Source organism: Streptomyces winkii (assembly GCF_032248595.1).
Classification (GTDB): domain Bacteria; phylum Actinomycetota; class Actinomycetes; order Streptomycetales; family Streptomycetaceae; genus Streptomyces; species Streptomyces winkii.
Genome location: NZ_JASTTH010000002.1, coordinates 74,687 through 89,637 on the forward strand (window position 1 = coordinate 74,687; position 14,951 = coordinate 89,637).

A 14,951-nucleotide genomic window follows, 5' to 3' on the forward strand; every position below is an offset into this window, starting at 1 on the left:
TGAGGGGGGACCACCGCGGCGAGGAGCCGGGGAGCGCGTCAGCCGGGGAGCGGGTTCTCACCCAGCATGCGGACGCCGTTCGCCGACGAACGCCTCACCGCGGCGAAGCCCTCCGCGACCATGCGCCGCTCGTAGTCGCGCACGATGTTCACGAGCGGAGTCCTGTGAGCGGCCCGGGCCAGCGAGGTCGAGAGCGCGGCCGCGTCACGCAGCGCCATGTTCGATCGGCACCTGCTGCCGGGCTCATCGCGTGGATCGCGTCGCCGAGCAGGCCGGCGACCTCGGTGGCTTCGATGGCAGGCCGTGCCACTGAGGGCCTGCCGACCGGTCAGCCGCAGCCGGATTCCTTCCATCGCACCGCATCAACAGTGCGGTCCACGCCGCTCGCCCGATAGCCCTGCGGCCAGCACGTCCACTGAGTGTGGCCGTTGTACTGGATCTTGGTGAGGGCGTTCTCCGGGCCCTGTGACTTGCCGTTGTTCCAGGCGGAGCTGATGTGTTTGAAGTTCTTGTTCGTCGCCCCCCAAACCCGGTAGACCGTCCCCTGCCCGCCCTGCTTCGTATAGAGGCACAAGGCGCCCTTGGGGCAGTGCTTCCACTTCTTCTTCACGCTCGACGCGCCCTTGACCGGAGTCAGGCCGTCGCTCGGCGAGCCGTCCGCCTCCTCGACCGAGGCGAGCCCGCCTCCGGGTGACCCGGAGCCGACCTCAGCATGGGCGGCCGTCAACCCCCCACCCGCGAGAGCGATTCCGCAAGCAGCCGTGGCTGCGAGTGTCCGCATACGCATGTTCTCTCCCCCATGTGGTCTTCACAGTTCTTCCGGCCCAACCCGACTGTCCGGCATGTCAATTCGGACCGTGGAAATGGACAGGGCCTTCCTGTGTCCTGGCATTTCCCGTTCCATAGGACGATAGAGCGGCCTCAACTCCCTGGACCACGCTCTTCGGAGGGGACCGAAACTCCAAGGTCAGGCCAGATCGCCCTTCGTCGTCGAAGACCTCGTGCTACGTCTCGTTCACCTGGCAGGCCGCCAGGCGCCGGACCTGACAGGGAACGCGACGCTCGCCGTTCCGGCTTTGCCGCGGCTTGACGACAGGACAGGGTTGGGACACCGGGACCCGGCAGAGACGTGTGTGGATGCCGGTGTTCAGCGAGGCCGGCGCTCGGAAGCGGGCGGCAGCGGGGCGTGAGGGCAGTTCGGTGAGTCCTGATACCAGTACGCCGTGGTGCTCAGATCGTCCTGGCGCTCGAACAGACCGTGGTCCCATGCGCCGATCTGTTGCAGCGTCACCCTCAGCCGCTCCTCGAAGTAGATCGGGTCCGGCAGGTGCCAGCGGTAGAGGCCGTGCATGGGCGGCATGTGTGTCGCGAAGGGCGATGCCTTCGTGATGTCGCGCGCCGAGTGGTAGGGGTAGCCGGAGTACGGGGCGCTGAACGTGAGCACGTTGGGTTCCGGGTCGCTGCGCAGTTCGTCCTGGAACGCCCACGCGCCGCCGGCGTAGTCCTCCAGGCCGGTGCTGCACAGCGTCGGCAGTTCCTCGTCGTCGTCCACGAAGAACTTGACCTCTCCTTCGCCCCACCAGTACCGCTGCAGCGAGGCCAGAGCGATGTATGTGCCGACGTAGGTTCCGCGGCCCCGCACTCCGTCGATCACGACGTGGTCCGTGCCCAGCGGCGTGGACCCGTTCGAGCGGCGCCACTGCGCGTGGAAGTAGCCGGTGTCCGCGCCGATCTCGTCGCCCGTGGTGAAGTCGACCTGGTAGAAGACGTGCGGCAGTTCAGCGCCGTGCTCGCTCTCCAGCGTGAGCCGGGCGTGGGTGCGGAAGGGCATGGGGAAGTACGAGTTCATGGCGCCCGTCGGCGCGACGACGATCGGGACGGACGTCACCAGAGCGCGGGTGGCGAACCCGTTGCAGAAGAAGTCGCCCAGCGGTACTTCGACGGCCGGCGTCTCGGCGCCGTCCCAGTAGGCGCGTAGCACGAGGTCGCGGAGGACGAACGGTCCACCGTCGGGTGTCCGGTCGGCGACGGTGATCCAGATGTGCCGGATGACGCCTGGTCCGTCGATCTCCGCGAGGGTGATGGATTCACCTGCGGGCAGGGGCAGGTAGGCCGACCCCTTGCGGCCGGGGCCGAGCGCCGACGCCGCCCGACCTGCCGCGCCCGCTGCGCCGGTTGGGTTCTCGGCGTTGATGGACCGGCTGCGAACGCCTCTGTTCGGGCTCAGGGCACTCCAGTTGCTGAACACGTTTTCTTATGCTCCTCGGACTGTGCGCGGCCGCGACGCGAAGGGCCGGGTATGCGGGCTCACTTGACGGCTCCTGCGGTGACACCCCGGCTGAGGGTCCGCTGGAACACCAGGAAGAAGACGAGCGTGGGCAGAAGGGAGAGCAAGGACCCGGCGTTGAGGACGGTGATGTCGATCGAATGCTGGCCACGGAGCGTGGCCAGGGCGATCGGTACGGTCTGTGCCGAGGGGTCGTTGAGCAGGATGAGGGGGAGGTAGAACTCGTTCCACGTCCAGACGAAGAAGAACACGACGAGGACGGCGAGCGTCGGTCGCAGGACGGGGAAGACGACCCGCCGGAGAATCTGCCACCGGGACGCGCCGTCGATCACGGCCGCTTCGAGCAGTTCCTTGGGGATGGTGGTCATGACACTGGCGAGCAGGTATGTGCCGAACGCAGCCTGGATCACGGTGAAGACGATCACCACGGACCAGACGCTGTTGAGCAGTCCCGCCTTCTCCGCGCCGTAGTACAGCGGGTAGATGAGCGCTTCCTGCGGCACCATCGTGGCGAGGAGAAGCACGGCGAGGATCGCACCACTGCACCGCACCTTGCCGATGCCGATGGCGTAGGCGCTGATGAGGGCCAGCGCGGCCCCCAGGAAGGCGACGGCCCCGGAGACGAGCACCGAGTTCGCCAGGGCTTGGGGGAAGTCGACGAGCGACAGGTAGCGGGAGAACGTGTCCACCGTGAACGCGGTCGGCCAGGAGAGCGGGCCGTGCGTCGAGTAGTCCGCGCTGGTCTTGAAGGCATTGAGGACCAGAAGCAGAAACGGTGCGAGCATGACCGCGGCAACCGCGATGGCGATAAGGAGTATGAGCCACCGCAGCGGGGGGCGCTTGTACCGGCCCCGGTTGACGGGTTGGGGATCGGTGCGGGGGAGAGCCGTCGCGACCGAGGGCGCCGGTGGTGTCTGGACCTTCATTTCAGCCCTCCTGCCGTTCGGAGCGGCGCTGCCACACGATGAGCAGGGCGGCGATGGCGAAGATCACCAGGGATGTGAAGGTAGCGATCGCGGCGCCGTATCCGACGCGGGACAGTTCGAAGAAGTTGCGGTAGGCGTAGTAGGACGGCACGACAGTCGAGTTCTCGGGGCCGCCGCCGGTGAGGATGAGGATCGGGGCGAACACCTTCAGCGCGCTCACCGTGGCGGTGAGGACCACGAAGAAGACCTCGGGACGGATCTGAGGCACCGTGATCGCGCGGAACCGCCGGAGCCAGCCGGCCCCGTCCAGCTCGGCCGCTTCGTAGAGCTCGGGGTCCACCCGCTGCAGTGCAGCCATGAAGATCACCACGGGGTAGCCGATCTGGAGCCAGACGAGCATGAGCATGACGGAGTACAGCGCGAGGTCGGGATCGCCGAGCCAGTCGGGTCCGGACGTGATGCCGATCGAGCGGAGATAGGTGTTGATCGAGCCCTGGCGCGGGTCGAGGACCGTGCTCCAGATGAAGCCGGCGACCGCGATCGGCAGGATCTGCGGCAGGTAGTACGTGGCGCGCAGGAAGCTCGCGGCCCGGGTGCCGAAGGTCTTGCCGATGTAGTCGAAGAGCAATGCCGCCAGGACGATGCCGATCAGCGTCGGGATCACGACGACAGCGACGATCATGAACAGCGAGTTCAGGAACGAGTGCCAGAAATTCGTGTCGCCCATCAAGTCCAGATAGTTGCCGAGGCCGTACCAATGCTTCGGCGCCAAGCCTCCCTTCCACTGGTAGAAGCTGAGCACGACGTTCATCACGAACGGTGCGGCGACGACGACGGTGAAGCCGACGGCGATGGGAATCAGGTAGCGCCAGTACGAGCTGGATCTGCCCCGCCTTCTCCCGGGCAGAGGCCCGTCGGGGACCAGTGCGGACATAGAGGTCTCTCTTCTGCGGGTGGACGTTCCGAGGTCGTGCTGCGCGGTCTCGGCAGGTCCGGCGTCTACTGCTGGGTGGCCGTCTTCTTGCCGTCGTCGTAGAACTTCTGCAGTGCCTTCAGGTACTCGTCGGCCGTCTCGCTCTTGTTGGACATGGCCTGCATGTGGTTCTGGATGAAGTCGAGGAAGCCGGGCACCGGATAGTCGGGGTAGAACGACATGGCGTTCTGCTCGACCAAGTCGTCGAACCGCTCCGTGTACTGGCGGGTCACCGGGTCCTTGATGGCCGAGGCGTCACCCGCCAGTGGCAGTCCGCCTTCGTCTCCGGTGTGGTTCTGGACCTCGTCGCCGAGCGTGATGTCGATCCAGTCGTACGCGAGGTCCTTGTCATTCGACTTGGCCGGGACGCCCCACAGATGGCCTGAGGAACCCATGACCTGCTTGGCGCCCGGCAGCGTGAAGTACCCCCACGAGAAGTCCGCGTCCTTGCGGATACGGGAGAACTGGCTCTGGTTCCACATGAGCATCGCGCCGTCGCCGCGGAGGAAGTTGACGATGGCCTGCTCGTAGGAGAGGCCGCCGAGCTTGTCGCCGACGTAGCCCTTGTCGATCCAGTCCTGGAATTTCCGTGTCCCTTCCTTCCAGGGGCCGGACTGGAAGTTCACGTTGCCCTTGAGGAACATGAAGTCGTCGATCTGCCGGCGGGACGCCGAGGCGGAGACCAGCGAGTACCACAGCCACATCTGGTTGAAGCCCTGGCTGGTGTTGGCGGAGCTGGAGATCGGGACGTGGCCCGCGGCCTTCAACTTGTCCATGCCGGCCTCGAGTTGGGCCAGGGTCTTCGGCGGCTTCGTGATGCCGACGTCCGCGAACGTCTTCTTGTTGTAGTAGAAGGTCACGTATTCGCCGATGTCGGGGACGCCGTACCAGTCGCCGGACCCGGCCAGCCCGTTCTGGTCGTACTTGGCGAACGCGGCCATCGGACCCGTGACTTTCTTGTCCCAGCCCCGTGCCTTCGCCTCCTCGGTCAACGGCTGCAGCAGGCCCTGGCTGGCGAGCTGGCCCGCGTCCGCATTGCCCTTGTTGAACTCGATCACGTCAGGGACGTCGTTTCCGGACAGCGTGATCTTCGCGTTCTGGCGCATCGCGTCGAAACTCGTCGTCTGGAACTTCACCTTGACGTCGGGATGCCGCTTCTTGAAGATCGCCACCGCTTTCTTCCAGCCCTGGGCCTGCGCCGAGGTCTGGTCCTCGTACTGCAGGATCGTGAACGTCCCGTCGGACTTCTCAGCTGTGGCGCCTCCACAGGCGGTGACGGCCAGGGCGAGCACGGTGCAGAGGCAGGCGCTGAGGCAGCGCCGTGCTATGGGTCGAGCTCTCATGAGGAAGCTCCCTCTCGACTCGTCATTGAACGGGGGTGCTGATGGATGCCGGCCTGTCCCGATCAGGGCAGGCTGATGCCGGCCGGGGACCGGCGGGGGAACGTAGTGGGGCGCCTTCAGGAGCCGCGCGAGGTCAGACCGCGGGAGTTCGTCGGCCTGCGGATAACTGCCTGGGCGTCCGGCCGAAGGGGGCGGCGACCGAGTCCCGGACGACCAAGGGGCAGGTGACGGAGTTGCCGGTCGGGCCCTCGCTCTCGTCTCCCCGCAGCCGGGCGATCGCCGTTTCCGCCGCGCGGACGCCCATCTGGTAGTGGGGGAGTTGGACGGTCGTCAGACCCGGGAACAGGTTCTCGGCGAAATTCTGCTGGTTGTCGAAGCCCACGACGGACAGATCCCTCGGGATCTCGAGTCCGAGTTCGGCCGCCACTTGGTAGAAGCCGAGCGCGAGGCGGTCCGAGAAACAGAAGACCGCGGTGGGCCGGTCACTGCGGCGCAGCAGCCTGCGAGCGGGATCCCGCGCGGCAGGTGAGTTCGGCTCGGGCGCTTCCACGACGAGCGACTCGTCGAGGCCAAGTCCAGCCTCCGCGAGCGCTCTCTCGTAGCCCTCGCGGCGCAGCGACTCAGCGATCGCGAAAGCCGGTGCCGAGACGTTGCAGAAGGCGATCCGCCGATGACCGGCGTCGATGAGATGACGTGTCGCCGTCCTCGCGCCGGCCGACTCGTCGGGCACGACCCAGTCGGCGTTCCCCCTCCGCGGCCGGCCGCCCAGGATCACCTGCGGTACCGGACGGGAGAGGACCGGGAGATCGACCTCACGGTGATAGTCGACGGCCACGATCAGTCCCTCGACGCTGCGCTGCAGCAGGGACCGTACCGCGGGCTCCTCCAGGTCCGGGTTGCCGGCCATGTCGACGAGGAGGAGGACATACCCCTCCCGCCAGGCCGTGGACTGGGCACCGGCGAGCATTTGCCCCGAGAAGGGGACGCTCGCGACTCCATCGGACAGCAGGCCCAGGGTGCGGGTCTGCCGCGTCCGCAGTCCCCTCGCAGCAAGGTTGGGCAGGTATCCGAGTTCTTCGGTCGCCGACCGGATGCACTCGGCGGTGTCGATGCTGACGCGTCCTTCGTGCTGATCGTTGAGCACCAGGGAGACGGCCGATATGGAGACGCCACAGCGAGTGGCGATGTCCCGCATCGTCACCATGGGCCACCTCCCGCTGGTCGGCTGATCAAGCGACCCCGACAGTAAAAACGTCAAACGTTTGACGCAATAGCCAGGGTCATCTTCTTTCCGGGCAAGTCCGGCGGCTGCCCGGCGGCTGCCCGGCGGGTGGACCGCAACCTGCCCGCTGCGCTGCCGGCATACATCGAGGACGCCCGGCTGTTCATCCACCGCAACGTCGAGCGAGACATCGACCTGACCGCCATCTCCGCGGCCGCGAAGGTCAGCCCCGAACACCTGGTCCGCCTGTTCCGCCAGCACATGGACACCACGCCGATGCGCTACCTCTGGGACCGGCGCGTCACCCGCGGCATCGAGCTGCTGACCAGCTCGGGGCTGCCCGTCGGCTCGATCGCGGCGTGCTCGGGCTTCAAGACGAGTTTCCACTTTGCGCGCAAGGTCAAGGAGGCCACCGGTCTGTCGCCGACGGCACTGCGCGCAGCCAACTGGTCCCAGCACACTTCACGCGCTCACGGCATCAACCCCTGACGTCCCAGGCCGCTGCTTGATCCAGGAAGCGTGAAGCTACGGCTGGGGAACGTCGGCTGGCCACCCGACCATGGCGCCGGAAGGCAACTTGCAGCGGCGAAGAGACCCCGTCCCACGTGGTGCGACGGGGTCTCTTGGTGGTCTGCCAAGACAGCGTGGTCAGGCGCTACCCCGAACCATGGGCTCCGCTGTTACTCGCTCACGTTCACCGCGAACCAGTCGACGCTCATCCCTGCGCCCGAAGTGATGTCCGCCGACGGCGAGGTGCAGCCGCAGACCTTGTTGGGGTAGGAACCGCCGATCGCGACATCGAAGATGGCGAAGAACCCGTGGTCCACCGCCTTCTGCCAGGTTGCTGCGGACACCTGGTTCTGGTTCACGGTGAAGGTCTGGTTGCCGTCGAGGTAGAAGCGCAGTTGCTCGGCGGAGGTGTCGGTACGGTCCACGATGACGGAGTAGGTGTGGTAGCTGGTCTGGCAGCCTTCGCAGGGCTGCAGGTCGCTGCTGATGCCGTCCGGGTCGTGACACTCTCCGGCCCATTCGCCGCAGTGGAACGTGGTCGAGTGCTGACTGAGACCGTTGACGGCCTCCATGATGTCGATCTCTCCGATGCTCGGCCAGTTGGTGGCTCCGACGGGGCGGGCGTCGGCGCCCATGGCCCAGAACGCGGGCCAGTAGCCAAGCGCCTTCTCCGGGTTGGGCTGCTTGATGGAGGCACTCATCTCCATCTGGCCGCCGGCCGGGGCGCCGAAGTCGGTGCGCTGGGTCTCCACGCGGCCCGAGGTCCACTTCCCGGAGTCGTCGCGGATCGGCTTGATCACCATGTGGCCTTCGCCGTCCTGGTAGACGTTCTCGGTCGAGTCCGTGGACGTCTCGATCTCGCCGGTGCCCCAGTTCGCGGCTCCGCCCGGGTAGCTGGTGCCGATGTCGTAGAGCCAGTTGTCGCGGTTGAGGCCGGTGCCGGCCGCGCCGTCGAAGTCGTCCTTGAAGACGGTGGTCCAGTCCGCTGCGGAGGCGGTGTCGCCTGCCGCCACGTCGGCCGCCGCCGCCTTGCTCGCAGCGGCGGGTCCGGGGGGTTCGCCGGCGGCGGCAGTACTGGAGGACGCGGTGAGACCCAGGAACGCGTTCAGGGGGAGTGACACGGCGGCCACAAGGACCAAGAAGCGTCGCCGGGGCCGGAGTTGGCTGTTCGCCGTCCTGCGTGGGGGAGTGAGCCTGTACATGGGGGGCTGCTTTCACTCGGAGGAACGTCGGTTGGTGACGTACGGACACGCGAGCCCGACAGAAGCGGGAGAAGCACGTACAAGGTGGATGGACACGCTCGGCACGGCCGATCGGAGCGGTCTGCTGAGAGCGCTCTCATTCACAAGTCACTGTCATGCAGCGTCACCGAACCGTCAAGAGGCCGCGATGAGTTCACTTGTCGAATCCACGCCGCGGTCCGACTCACCGGCGAGGTGGTGTGTCAACTCCGATGATGAGCCTCCGTCAGGTGAGAGTTTCCGCTCGATGGCTGCCTTCGTTGTGTGAAGTCCCGGAGGCTGCGGCCATCCCGCGCATGCCGCGCGCGGAGGCTCCCGGACAACCCGGCCGGAACGGGCCCCCGTCGGCAAGTGCCGCTGCTGGACACGCACTTCGAGGCGTGCACATGCGTGTGCGTCCGTGGCCTGCTGGTCGCCGCCTACGCGCGCACCGGTGGTTGCGACGGCACCGGCACCGGCTCCGGCACCGCATCGGCACACGGCTCCGGCCGGAGGCATCGGACGGCTAGTCGACGAGGTCGCGTACGACCGCGTCCGCCAGCAGCCGTCCGCGCAGCGTCAGCACCGCGCGCCCTTCCCCGTACGGGCCGGGCTCCAGCAGCCCCTCGTCGACGGCCCGGCGCGCGGCGTCCGCACCGGCGGGCGCGAGCAGTTGGAGCGGGCAGCCCGCTGAGAGCCGCAGCTCCAGAAGGATGCGCTCGACACGCCTGTCCTCCGTGGTGAGCACCTCCCGGCCCGCGCCGGGGGAGCGGCCCTCGGCCAGGGCCTGCGCGTACGCGGCCGGATGCTTCACGTTCCACCAGCGCACACCGCCCACATGGGAGTGCGCGCCCGGGCCCGCGCCCCACCAGTCCGCGCCCGTCCAGTACAGCTCGTTGTGGCGGCAGCGCGCCGAAGGGTCCGACGCCGAGGCCCAGTTGGACACCTCGTACCAGCTCATGCCCGCCGCGGAGAGCGTCTCCTCGGCGATGAGATAGCGGTCGGCGTGCACGTCGTCGTCCGTCGGCGGCACCTCTCCGCGGCGGATCCGGCGGGCGAGCCGCGTGCCCTCCTCGACGATCAGCGCGTACGCGGAGACGTGGTCGGGCTCCGCCGCCAGGGCCGCCTCCAGCGAGGCCCGCCAGTCGTCGTCGCTCTCCCCGGGCGTGCCGTAGATCAGGTCGAGATTGACGTGCCGGAAGCCCGCCGCGCGGGCCTCCGCCACGCACGCCTCCGGGCGGCCCGGCGTGTGGGTGCGGTCCAGGACCCCGAGCACATGGCGGCGAGCGCTCTGCATCCCGAAGGAGATCCGGTTGAAGCCCGCCTCGCGCAGCCGCTCCAGGTACTGCGGACTCACGGATTCGGGGTTCGCCTCGGTGGTCACTTCCGCGTCCGCCGTCAGCCCGAACTCGTCGCGTACGGCGGCGAGCATCGAGCCGAGGTCCTCGGGCGGCAGCAGCGTCGGGGTGCCGCCGCCGACGAAGACGGTGGCGACGCGGCGCGGGTCGTCGCCGAGGACCTTGCGGGCGAGGCGGATCTCGTCGCAGAGCGTCGCCGCGTAGCGCTCCTGGGACGCGAGCACGCCGCCCGGGCCGCGCAGCTCGGCGGCGGTGTAGGTGTTGAAGTCGCAGTAGCCGCAGCGGGTCGCGCAGTACGGCACGTGCAGATAGAAGCCGAGCGGGCGTGAGGCGCGGCCCGCGAGGGCCTCGGGCGGCAGCGAGCCGCTCTCGGGCACGGGATCGCCGTCGGGCGGTGCGGAGGGCATGCGTTCCATTGTCCGCGATGCGGGGCCTGGTCGGACGCGGCGTTGTTGTCGGCTCCGGGCGAGCGCCCCGGGCGGGCCCTGTGCTGGCCACGACCGTGAGCGTCACGTCTCAGGTTTCCGGCCGTGGCTCCGGCTGTTCTGTGCGCGCGTGCGCGCCGGGCGCGTGTCCGTGGCTTGCCGTGCGTTCCGCGGCGTAGCCGCGTCCCGCCCGGCTCGGGTGTCCTGTAGCGCTCCGCCTCCTGGGCCGCGGCGCGTGCGCGTCACCGCGGCCGCCGGTTTCGGCCATCGACCCGGTTTGGGTGGTTGCGCCTCGCGGTCTTCGTCACCGTCCCGGCCGTCCCCGGCGCGGGCGTTCGCGTGCCTTCCGGGCCTCGCGCCCCTCGGGCGCGTGCCCTCCGCGGCATAGCCGCCTGCGCCCGCGCCCCGAATCAGGTCCCCCTGCCCCGTCCCTCAGGAGAACCCCACCGTCACGTGGTCGATGAGCTGTTCCACGCGGCCCAGCAGGGCCGGTTCCAGGTCGCGGTAGTCGTGGACGCAGGCCAGGATGCGCTGCCATGCCGCGCCCGTGTTGGTGTCCCAGCCCAGGGCGTGACAGACACCCGTCTTCCAGTCCTGGCCGTGCGGTACCCGTGGCCACGCCTCGATGCCGACAGAGGACGGCTTCACCGCCTCCCAGATGTCGATGTACGGGTGGCCGACCACGAGGACGTGGGCGTCCGTGACCTCCGACGCGATGCGGGACTCCTTCGAGCCCGGGACCAGGTGGTCGACCAGGACGCCGAGACGGGCGTCCGGGCCGGGGGCGAAGTCCCGTACGACCGCGGGGAGATCGTCGACGCCCTCCAGGTACTCGACGACCACGCCCTCGATGCGCAGGTCGTCTCCCCACACCTTCTCGACGAGCTCCGCGTCGTGCCGTCCCTCCACATAGATCCGCCCTGCCCGCGCCACCCGCGCCCGCGCGCCCGGGACGGCCAGCGAGCCGGAGGCCGTCCACGGCCGGGCCGCAGACGTCGCCGCGCCCTCCCCGGCGGAGGCGCCTCGGGGAGCGGCGGCGGCCGGACGTACGAGCGTGACCGTCCTGCCCTCCAGCAGGAATCCCCGCGGCTCCATCGGGAAGACGCGGTGCTTGCCGAAGCGGTCCTCCAGCGTGACCGTCGGTCCCTGCGCGGTCTTCTCCGTACGGATCACGGCGCCGCAGAAGCCCGTGGTGATCTCCTCGACGACGAGATCGGGGTCGGCCGGCACCTCGGGCACCGGCTGCTGCTTCTTCCACGGCGGCGTCAGGTCGGGATCGTAAGAGCGGCTGCGCATGGCGGCATTCTTCACGACCCGGCGAATCGGCGTGCCAGGACGTCCCGTTGAGCGCGTACGAAGTCGGCGGTCACGACCGCGCCGTGCCCCGGCACGTACAGCGTGTCCTCGCCGCCGAGCGCCAGCAGCCGGTCCAGGGCCTGCGGCCACCGCGACGGGTCCGCGTCCGGGCCCGCCTGCGGATCGCCGGACTCCTCGACGAGGTCGCCGCAGAAGACGACGGCCCGGCCGGTCCCCCTGCCGCTGCCGTTCACGAGCACCGCGAGGTCGAACCCGCTGTGTGCGGCGCCCATGTTCACCAGCCGCACGGACCGCTCGCCCAGCGTCAGCGTGAGCTGCACGGAGACGCCGTGCCGCGGCGGTACGAGCCGGGCGGCCGACTCCCCGGCCGCGTCCGGCGCCATGCCGTGGCGCACCGCGTCCTCCCTCAACTCCTCGCGCGCGCCCGCGAGATGCGCGCCGAGCCCCTGCGCCCCGTACACGTGGGCGCCGTCGAACGCGGCCGTGCCGAAGACGTGGTCGAAGTGGGAGTGGGTGAGCACGGCGTGCGTCACGGGCAGCCCGTACAGGCCGCGCAGGCCCTCGCGGATGCCCGCGCCCTCCTCGGCACCCGATCCGGTGTCGACGACGAGCACGCCCGCGGTCCCGCGGACCGCGCCCACCGTCGCGTCCCAGTGCGGCAGCCTGCGCCGTACGACGCCGGGCACCAGCTCTTCCCACCCGGCCTCGCCGGGTGCCGTCGTGCCGTGCCCGTGCCAGTTCGCGGCCATGGGTTGACGCTACTGGGAAGTACCCAGTAGCGCGCCCCCGCGATACCGTCGATACGGATGGCTCTTGCCCACGCCGCCTCAACCGGCCGTACACTGACCCAGGGGATCTGGCACTCCATCGGCGAGAGTGCCAGGGACGCCGGAGACGCCAGGGGACGGCAGTGGCGCCGGCGCCCCGCGGTGCAGGTCGCAGGCGAGGACACACGAAGCCGACGGGAGGTGCGCAATGCTGAGCGAACGAAGGCTCGAAGTGCTGCGCGCCATCGTCCAGGACTATGTCGGGACGGAGGAGCCGGTCGGCTCCAAGGCGCTCACCGAGCGGCACAACCTCCAGGTCTCACCGGCCACGGTCCGCAACGACATGGCGGTGCTGGAGGACGAGGGCTACATCGCACAGCCGCACACGAGCGCCGGGCGCATCCCGACCGACAAGGGCTACCGGCTCTTCGTGGACAAGCTCGCGGGCGTCAAGCCGCTCTCGCCGCCCGAGCGCCGGGCCATCCAGAACTTCCTGGAGGGCGCCGTCGACCTGGACGACGTGGTGGGCCGCACGGTGCGGCTGCTCGCACAGCTGACCCGCCAGGTCGCCGTCGTGCAGTATCCGTCGCTGACGCGGTCGACGGTGCGGCACGTGGAGCTGCTCTCCCTCGCGCCCGCGCGGCTGATGCTGGTACTGATCACGGACACCGGCCGGGTGGAGCAGCGCCTCATCGACTGCCAGGAGCCCATCGGGGATTCGGCCCTGGCCGATCTGCGGGCCCGGCTCAACAGCCGTGTCGTGGGCGAGCGGTTCACCGAGGTGCCCTCCCTCGTGCAGGACCTGCCGGACGCGTTCGAGGGCGCCGACCGCGGCACCGTCTCCACGGTGCTGGCGACTCTGCTGGAGAGTCTCGTCGAGGAGACCGAGGAGCGGCTGATCATCGGCGGCACCTCCAACCTCACCCGCTTCGGGCACGACTTCCCGCTGACCATCCGGCCCGTGCTGGAGGCGCTGGAGGAGCAGGTCGTGCTGCTGAAGCTGCTCGGGGAAGCGAAGGACCCGGGAATGACCGTAAGAATCGGGCATGAGAATGCCCACGAAGGGCTGAGTTCCACATCGGTGGTTTCGGTCGGCTACGGTTCGGGCGACGAAGCAGTCGCCAAGCTGGGCGTGGTCGGACCGACCCGCATGGACTACCCCGGAACGATGGGAGCTGTACGCGCAGTGGCACGGTACGTCGGACAGATCCTCGCGGAGTCGTAAGTGGCGACGGACTACTACGCGGTCCTCGGCGTGCAGCGCGACGCCTCGCAGGACGACATCAAGAAGGCCTTCCGCAGGCTTGCGCGCGAGCTGCACCCTGACGTCAATCCGGATCCGAAGACGCAGGAGCGGTTCAAGGAGATCAACACCGCTTACGAGATCCTCTCCGACCCGCAGAAGAAGCAGGTGTACGACCTCGGCGGTGACCCGGCGGCGGGCGCCGCCGGAGGAGCAGGCGGCGGCTTCGGCGGAGCGGGCGGCTTCGGCAACTTCTCCGACATCATGGACGCCTTCTTCGGCACCGCTTCGCAGCGCGGGCCCAGATCCCGTACGCGCCGCGGCCAGGACGCCATGATCCGGCTCGACATCGAGCTCGACGAGTCCGCGTTCGGTACGACGAAGGACATCCAGGTCGACACGGCCATCGTCTGCAACACCTGCAACGGCGAGGGCGCGGCGCCCGGCACCTCCGCGCAGACCTGCGACATGTGCCGCGGCAGGGGAGAGGTCTCCCAGGTCACGCGCTCGTTCCTCGGGCAGGTCATGACCTCGCGGCCCTGCCCGCAGTGCCAGGGGTTCGGCACGGTCGTGCCCACGCCCTGCCCGGAGTGCGCGGGCGACGGGCGCATCCGCTCGCGGCGCAGCCTGACGGTGAAGATCCCGGCGGGCGTCGACAACGGCACGCGCATCCAGCTCGCCGGCGAGGGCGAGGTGGGTCCGGGCGGCGGCCCCGCGGGCGATCTGTACGTGGAGATCCACGAGACCGCGCACCCGGTCTTCCAGCGCAGGGGCGACGACCTGCACTGCACGGTCACCATCCCGATGACGGCGGCGGCCCTCGGCACGAAGGTCCCGCTGGAGACGCTGGACGGCATGGAGGAGGTCGACATCCGGCCCGGCACGCAGTCCGGGCAGTCGATCCCGTTGCACGAGCGCGGCGTCACGCATCTGCGGGGCGGCGGACGGGGGCAGTTGATCGTCCACGTCGAGGTGACGACGCCGTCCAATCTGGAGCCCGAGCAGGAGGAGTTGCTGCGGCGGCTCGCGGAGATGCGCGGCGAGGAACGGCCGACGGGCCAGTTCCAGCCCGGTCAGCAGGGGCTGTTCTCCCGGTTGAAGGACGCGTTCAACGGCCGCTGAGCTCAAGGAAGGGTGTGAACAGTCCGGTGGCTCCGGGCTGTTGGGCCTCGCGGCCCTCGGCCTCCGCCCCCGCGGAGACGAGGGCTCCGGGTCTTCGGGTCCTCGAGTCCGGCGGAACCGTCGCGTCCGTGACATCCGTCATGTCTCTCATCCGCTCTCCTGATCCCGTCCGTCCCGGTGCCCTGCACTGAAGAGCAGGTCCGGGCCCGGGCGGCTCCGCACCGCGTGACAGGATGTG

15 protein-coding genes are annotated in these 14,951 nt (G+C 69.1%); 3 read left to right on the plus strand and 12 right to left on the minus strand.

Annotation, left to right across the window (positions count from 1 at the left end; translation table 11 throughout):
* Positions 1 to 38: 38 nt before the first annotated feature.
* From QQM67_RS04700 to QQM67_RS04730, 7 genes are all read right to left on the minus strand, one after another.
* Entirely contained in the window at positions 39 to 218 is a 180-nt protein-coding gene (locus tag QQM67_RS04700) for a hypothetical protein (RefSeq protein WP_314172307.1), read from the minus strand.
* A 110-nt stretch (positions 219 to 328) separates the two neighbouring features.
* Positions 329 to 787: a peptidase inhibitor family I36 protein gene (locus QQM67_RS04705; RefSeq protein ID WP_314172308.1), complete on the minus strand. Its 459-nt coding sequence runs from the start codon at positions 785 to 787 to the stop codon at positions 329 to 331.
* Between the two features lie 360 nt (positions 788 to 1,147).
* Positions 1,148 to 2,248, minus strand: a complete 1,101-nt coding sequence (locus QQM67_RS04710; RefSeq protein WP_314172309.1) for a glycoside hydrolase family 172 protein — start codon at positions 2,246 to 2,248, stop codon at positions 1,148 to 1,150.
* Positions 2,249 to 2,307: 59 nt separating this feature from the next.
* Entirely contained in the window at positions 2,308 to 3,072 is a 765-nt protein-coding gene (locus QQM67_RS04715; protein WP_314172973.1) for a carbohydrate ABC transporter permease, read from the minus strand.
* Positions 3,073 to 3,214: 142 nt separating this feature from the next.
* Complete coding sequence (locus tag QQM67_RS04720) at positions 3,215 to 4,147, minus strand: carbohydrate ABC transporter permease (RefSeq protein WP_314172310.1); 933 nt, start codon at positions 4,145 to 4,147, stop codon at positions 3,215 to 3,217.
* Positions 4,148 to 4,212: 65 nt separating this feature from the next.
* Entirely contained in the window at positions 4,213 to 5,529 is a 1,317-nt protein-coding gene (locus QQM67_RS04725; protein ID WP_314172311.1) for an ABC transporter substrate-binding protein, read from the minus strand.
* Between the two features lie 133 nt (positions 5,530 to 5,662).
* A complete protein-coding gene (locus QQM67_RS04730; RefSeq protein WP_314172312.1) occupies positions 5,663 to 6,733 on the minus strand; it encodes a LacI family DNA-binding transcriptional regulator in 1,071 nt (356 codons plus the stop codon).
* A gap of 126 nt (positions 6,734 to 6,859) precedes the next feature.
* Here QQM67_RS04730 and QQM67_RS04735 point away from each other — a divergent pair, with 126 nt between their 5' ends.
* Positions 6,860 to 7,240 (plus strand): helix-turn-helix transcriptional regulator, encoded by a 381-nt coding sequence (locus tag QQM67_RS04735; protein WP_314172313.1) that lies wholly within the window; start codon positions 6,860 to 6,862, stop codon positions 7,238 to 7,240.
* Positions 7,241 to 7,431: 191 nt separating this feature from the next.
* On the opposite strand, the gene QQM67_RS04740 is transcribed toward QQM67_RS04735, so the two are convergent.
* The 4 genes from QQM67_RS04740 to QQM67_RS04755 all read right to left on the minus strand — a co-directional run bounded on the left by QQM67_RS04740 (position 7,432) and on the right by QQM67_RS04755 (position 12,330).
* On the minus strand, positions 7,432 to 8,382 hold the full coding sequence (locus QQM67_RS04740; RefSeq protein ID WP_314172314.1) for a glycoside hydrolase family 16 protein: 951 nt from the start codon (positions 8,380 to 8,382) through the stop codon (positions 7,432 to 7,434).
* 625 nt (positions 8,383 to 9,007) lie between these two features.
* Positions 9,008 to 10,246, minus strand: coding sequence for a radical SAM family heme chaperone HemW (gene hemW, locus QQM67_RS04745; protein ID WP_314172315.1), 1,239 nt, complete (start codon positions 10,244 to 10,246; stop codon positions 9,008 to 9,010).
* A gap of 450 nt (positions 10,247 to 10,696) precedes the next feature.
* Complete coding sequence (locus QQM67_RS04750) at positions 10,697 to 11,560, minus strand: DUF3097 domain-containing protein (protein WP_314172316.1); 864 nt, start codon at positions 11,558 to 11,560, stop codon at positions 10,697 to 10,699.
* 11 nt (positions 11,561 to 11,571) lie between these two features.
* Entirely contained in the window at positions 11,572 to 12,330 is a 759-nt protein-coding gene (locus QQM67_RS04755; RefSeq protein ID WP_314172317.1) for an MBL fold metallo-hydrolase, read from the minus strand.
* Between the two features lie 226 nt (positions 12,331 to 12,556).
* Between QQM67_RS04755 and hrcA the strand changes: the two genes are divergently transcribed.
* Both hrcA and dnaJ read left to right on the plus strand, forming a co-directional pair.
* Positions 12,557 to 13,573 carry a heat-inducible transcriptional repressor HrcA gene (gene hrcA, locus QQM67_RS04760; RefSeq protein ID WP_314172318.1) on the plus strand — a complete coding sequence of 339 codons (1,017 nt, stop codon included), beginning with the start codon at positions 12,557 to 12,559 and terminating at the stop codon, positions 13,571 to 13,573.
* Positions 13,574 to 14,713: a molecular chaperone DnaJ gene (gene dnaJ / locus QQM67_RS04765; protein ID WP_314172319.1), complete on the plus strand. Its 1,140-nt coding sequence runs from the start codon at positions 13,574 to 13,576 to the stop codon at positions 14,711 to 14,713.
* On the opposite strand, the gene QQM67_RS04770 is transcribed toward dnaJ, so the two are convergent.
* Positions 14,700 to 14,864: a hypothetical protein gene (locus tag QQM67_RS04770; RefSeq protein WP_314172320.1), complete on the minus strand. Its 165-nt coding sequence runs from the start codon at positions 14,862 to 14,864 to the stop codon at positions 14,700 to 14,702. The two genes, dnaJ and QQM67_RS04770, sit on opposite strands and share 14 nt — an antisense overlap.
* Positions 14,865 to 14,951: the final 87 nt, after the last annotated feature.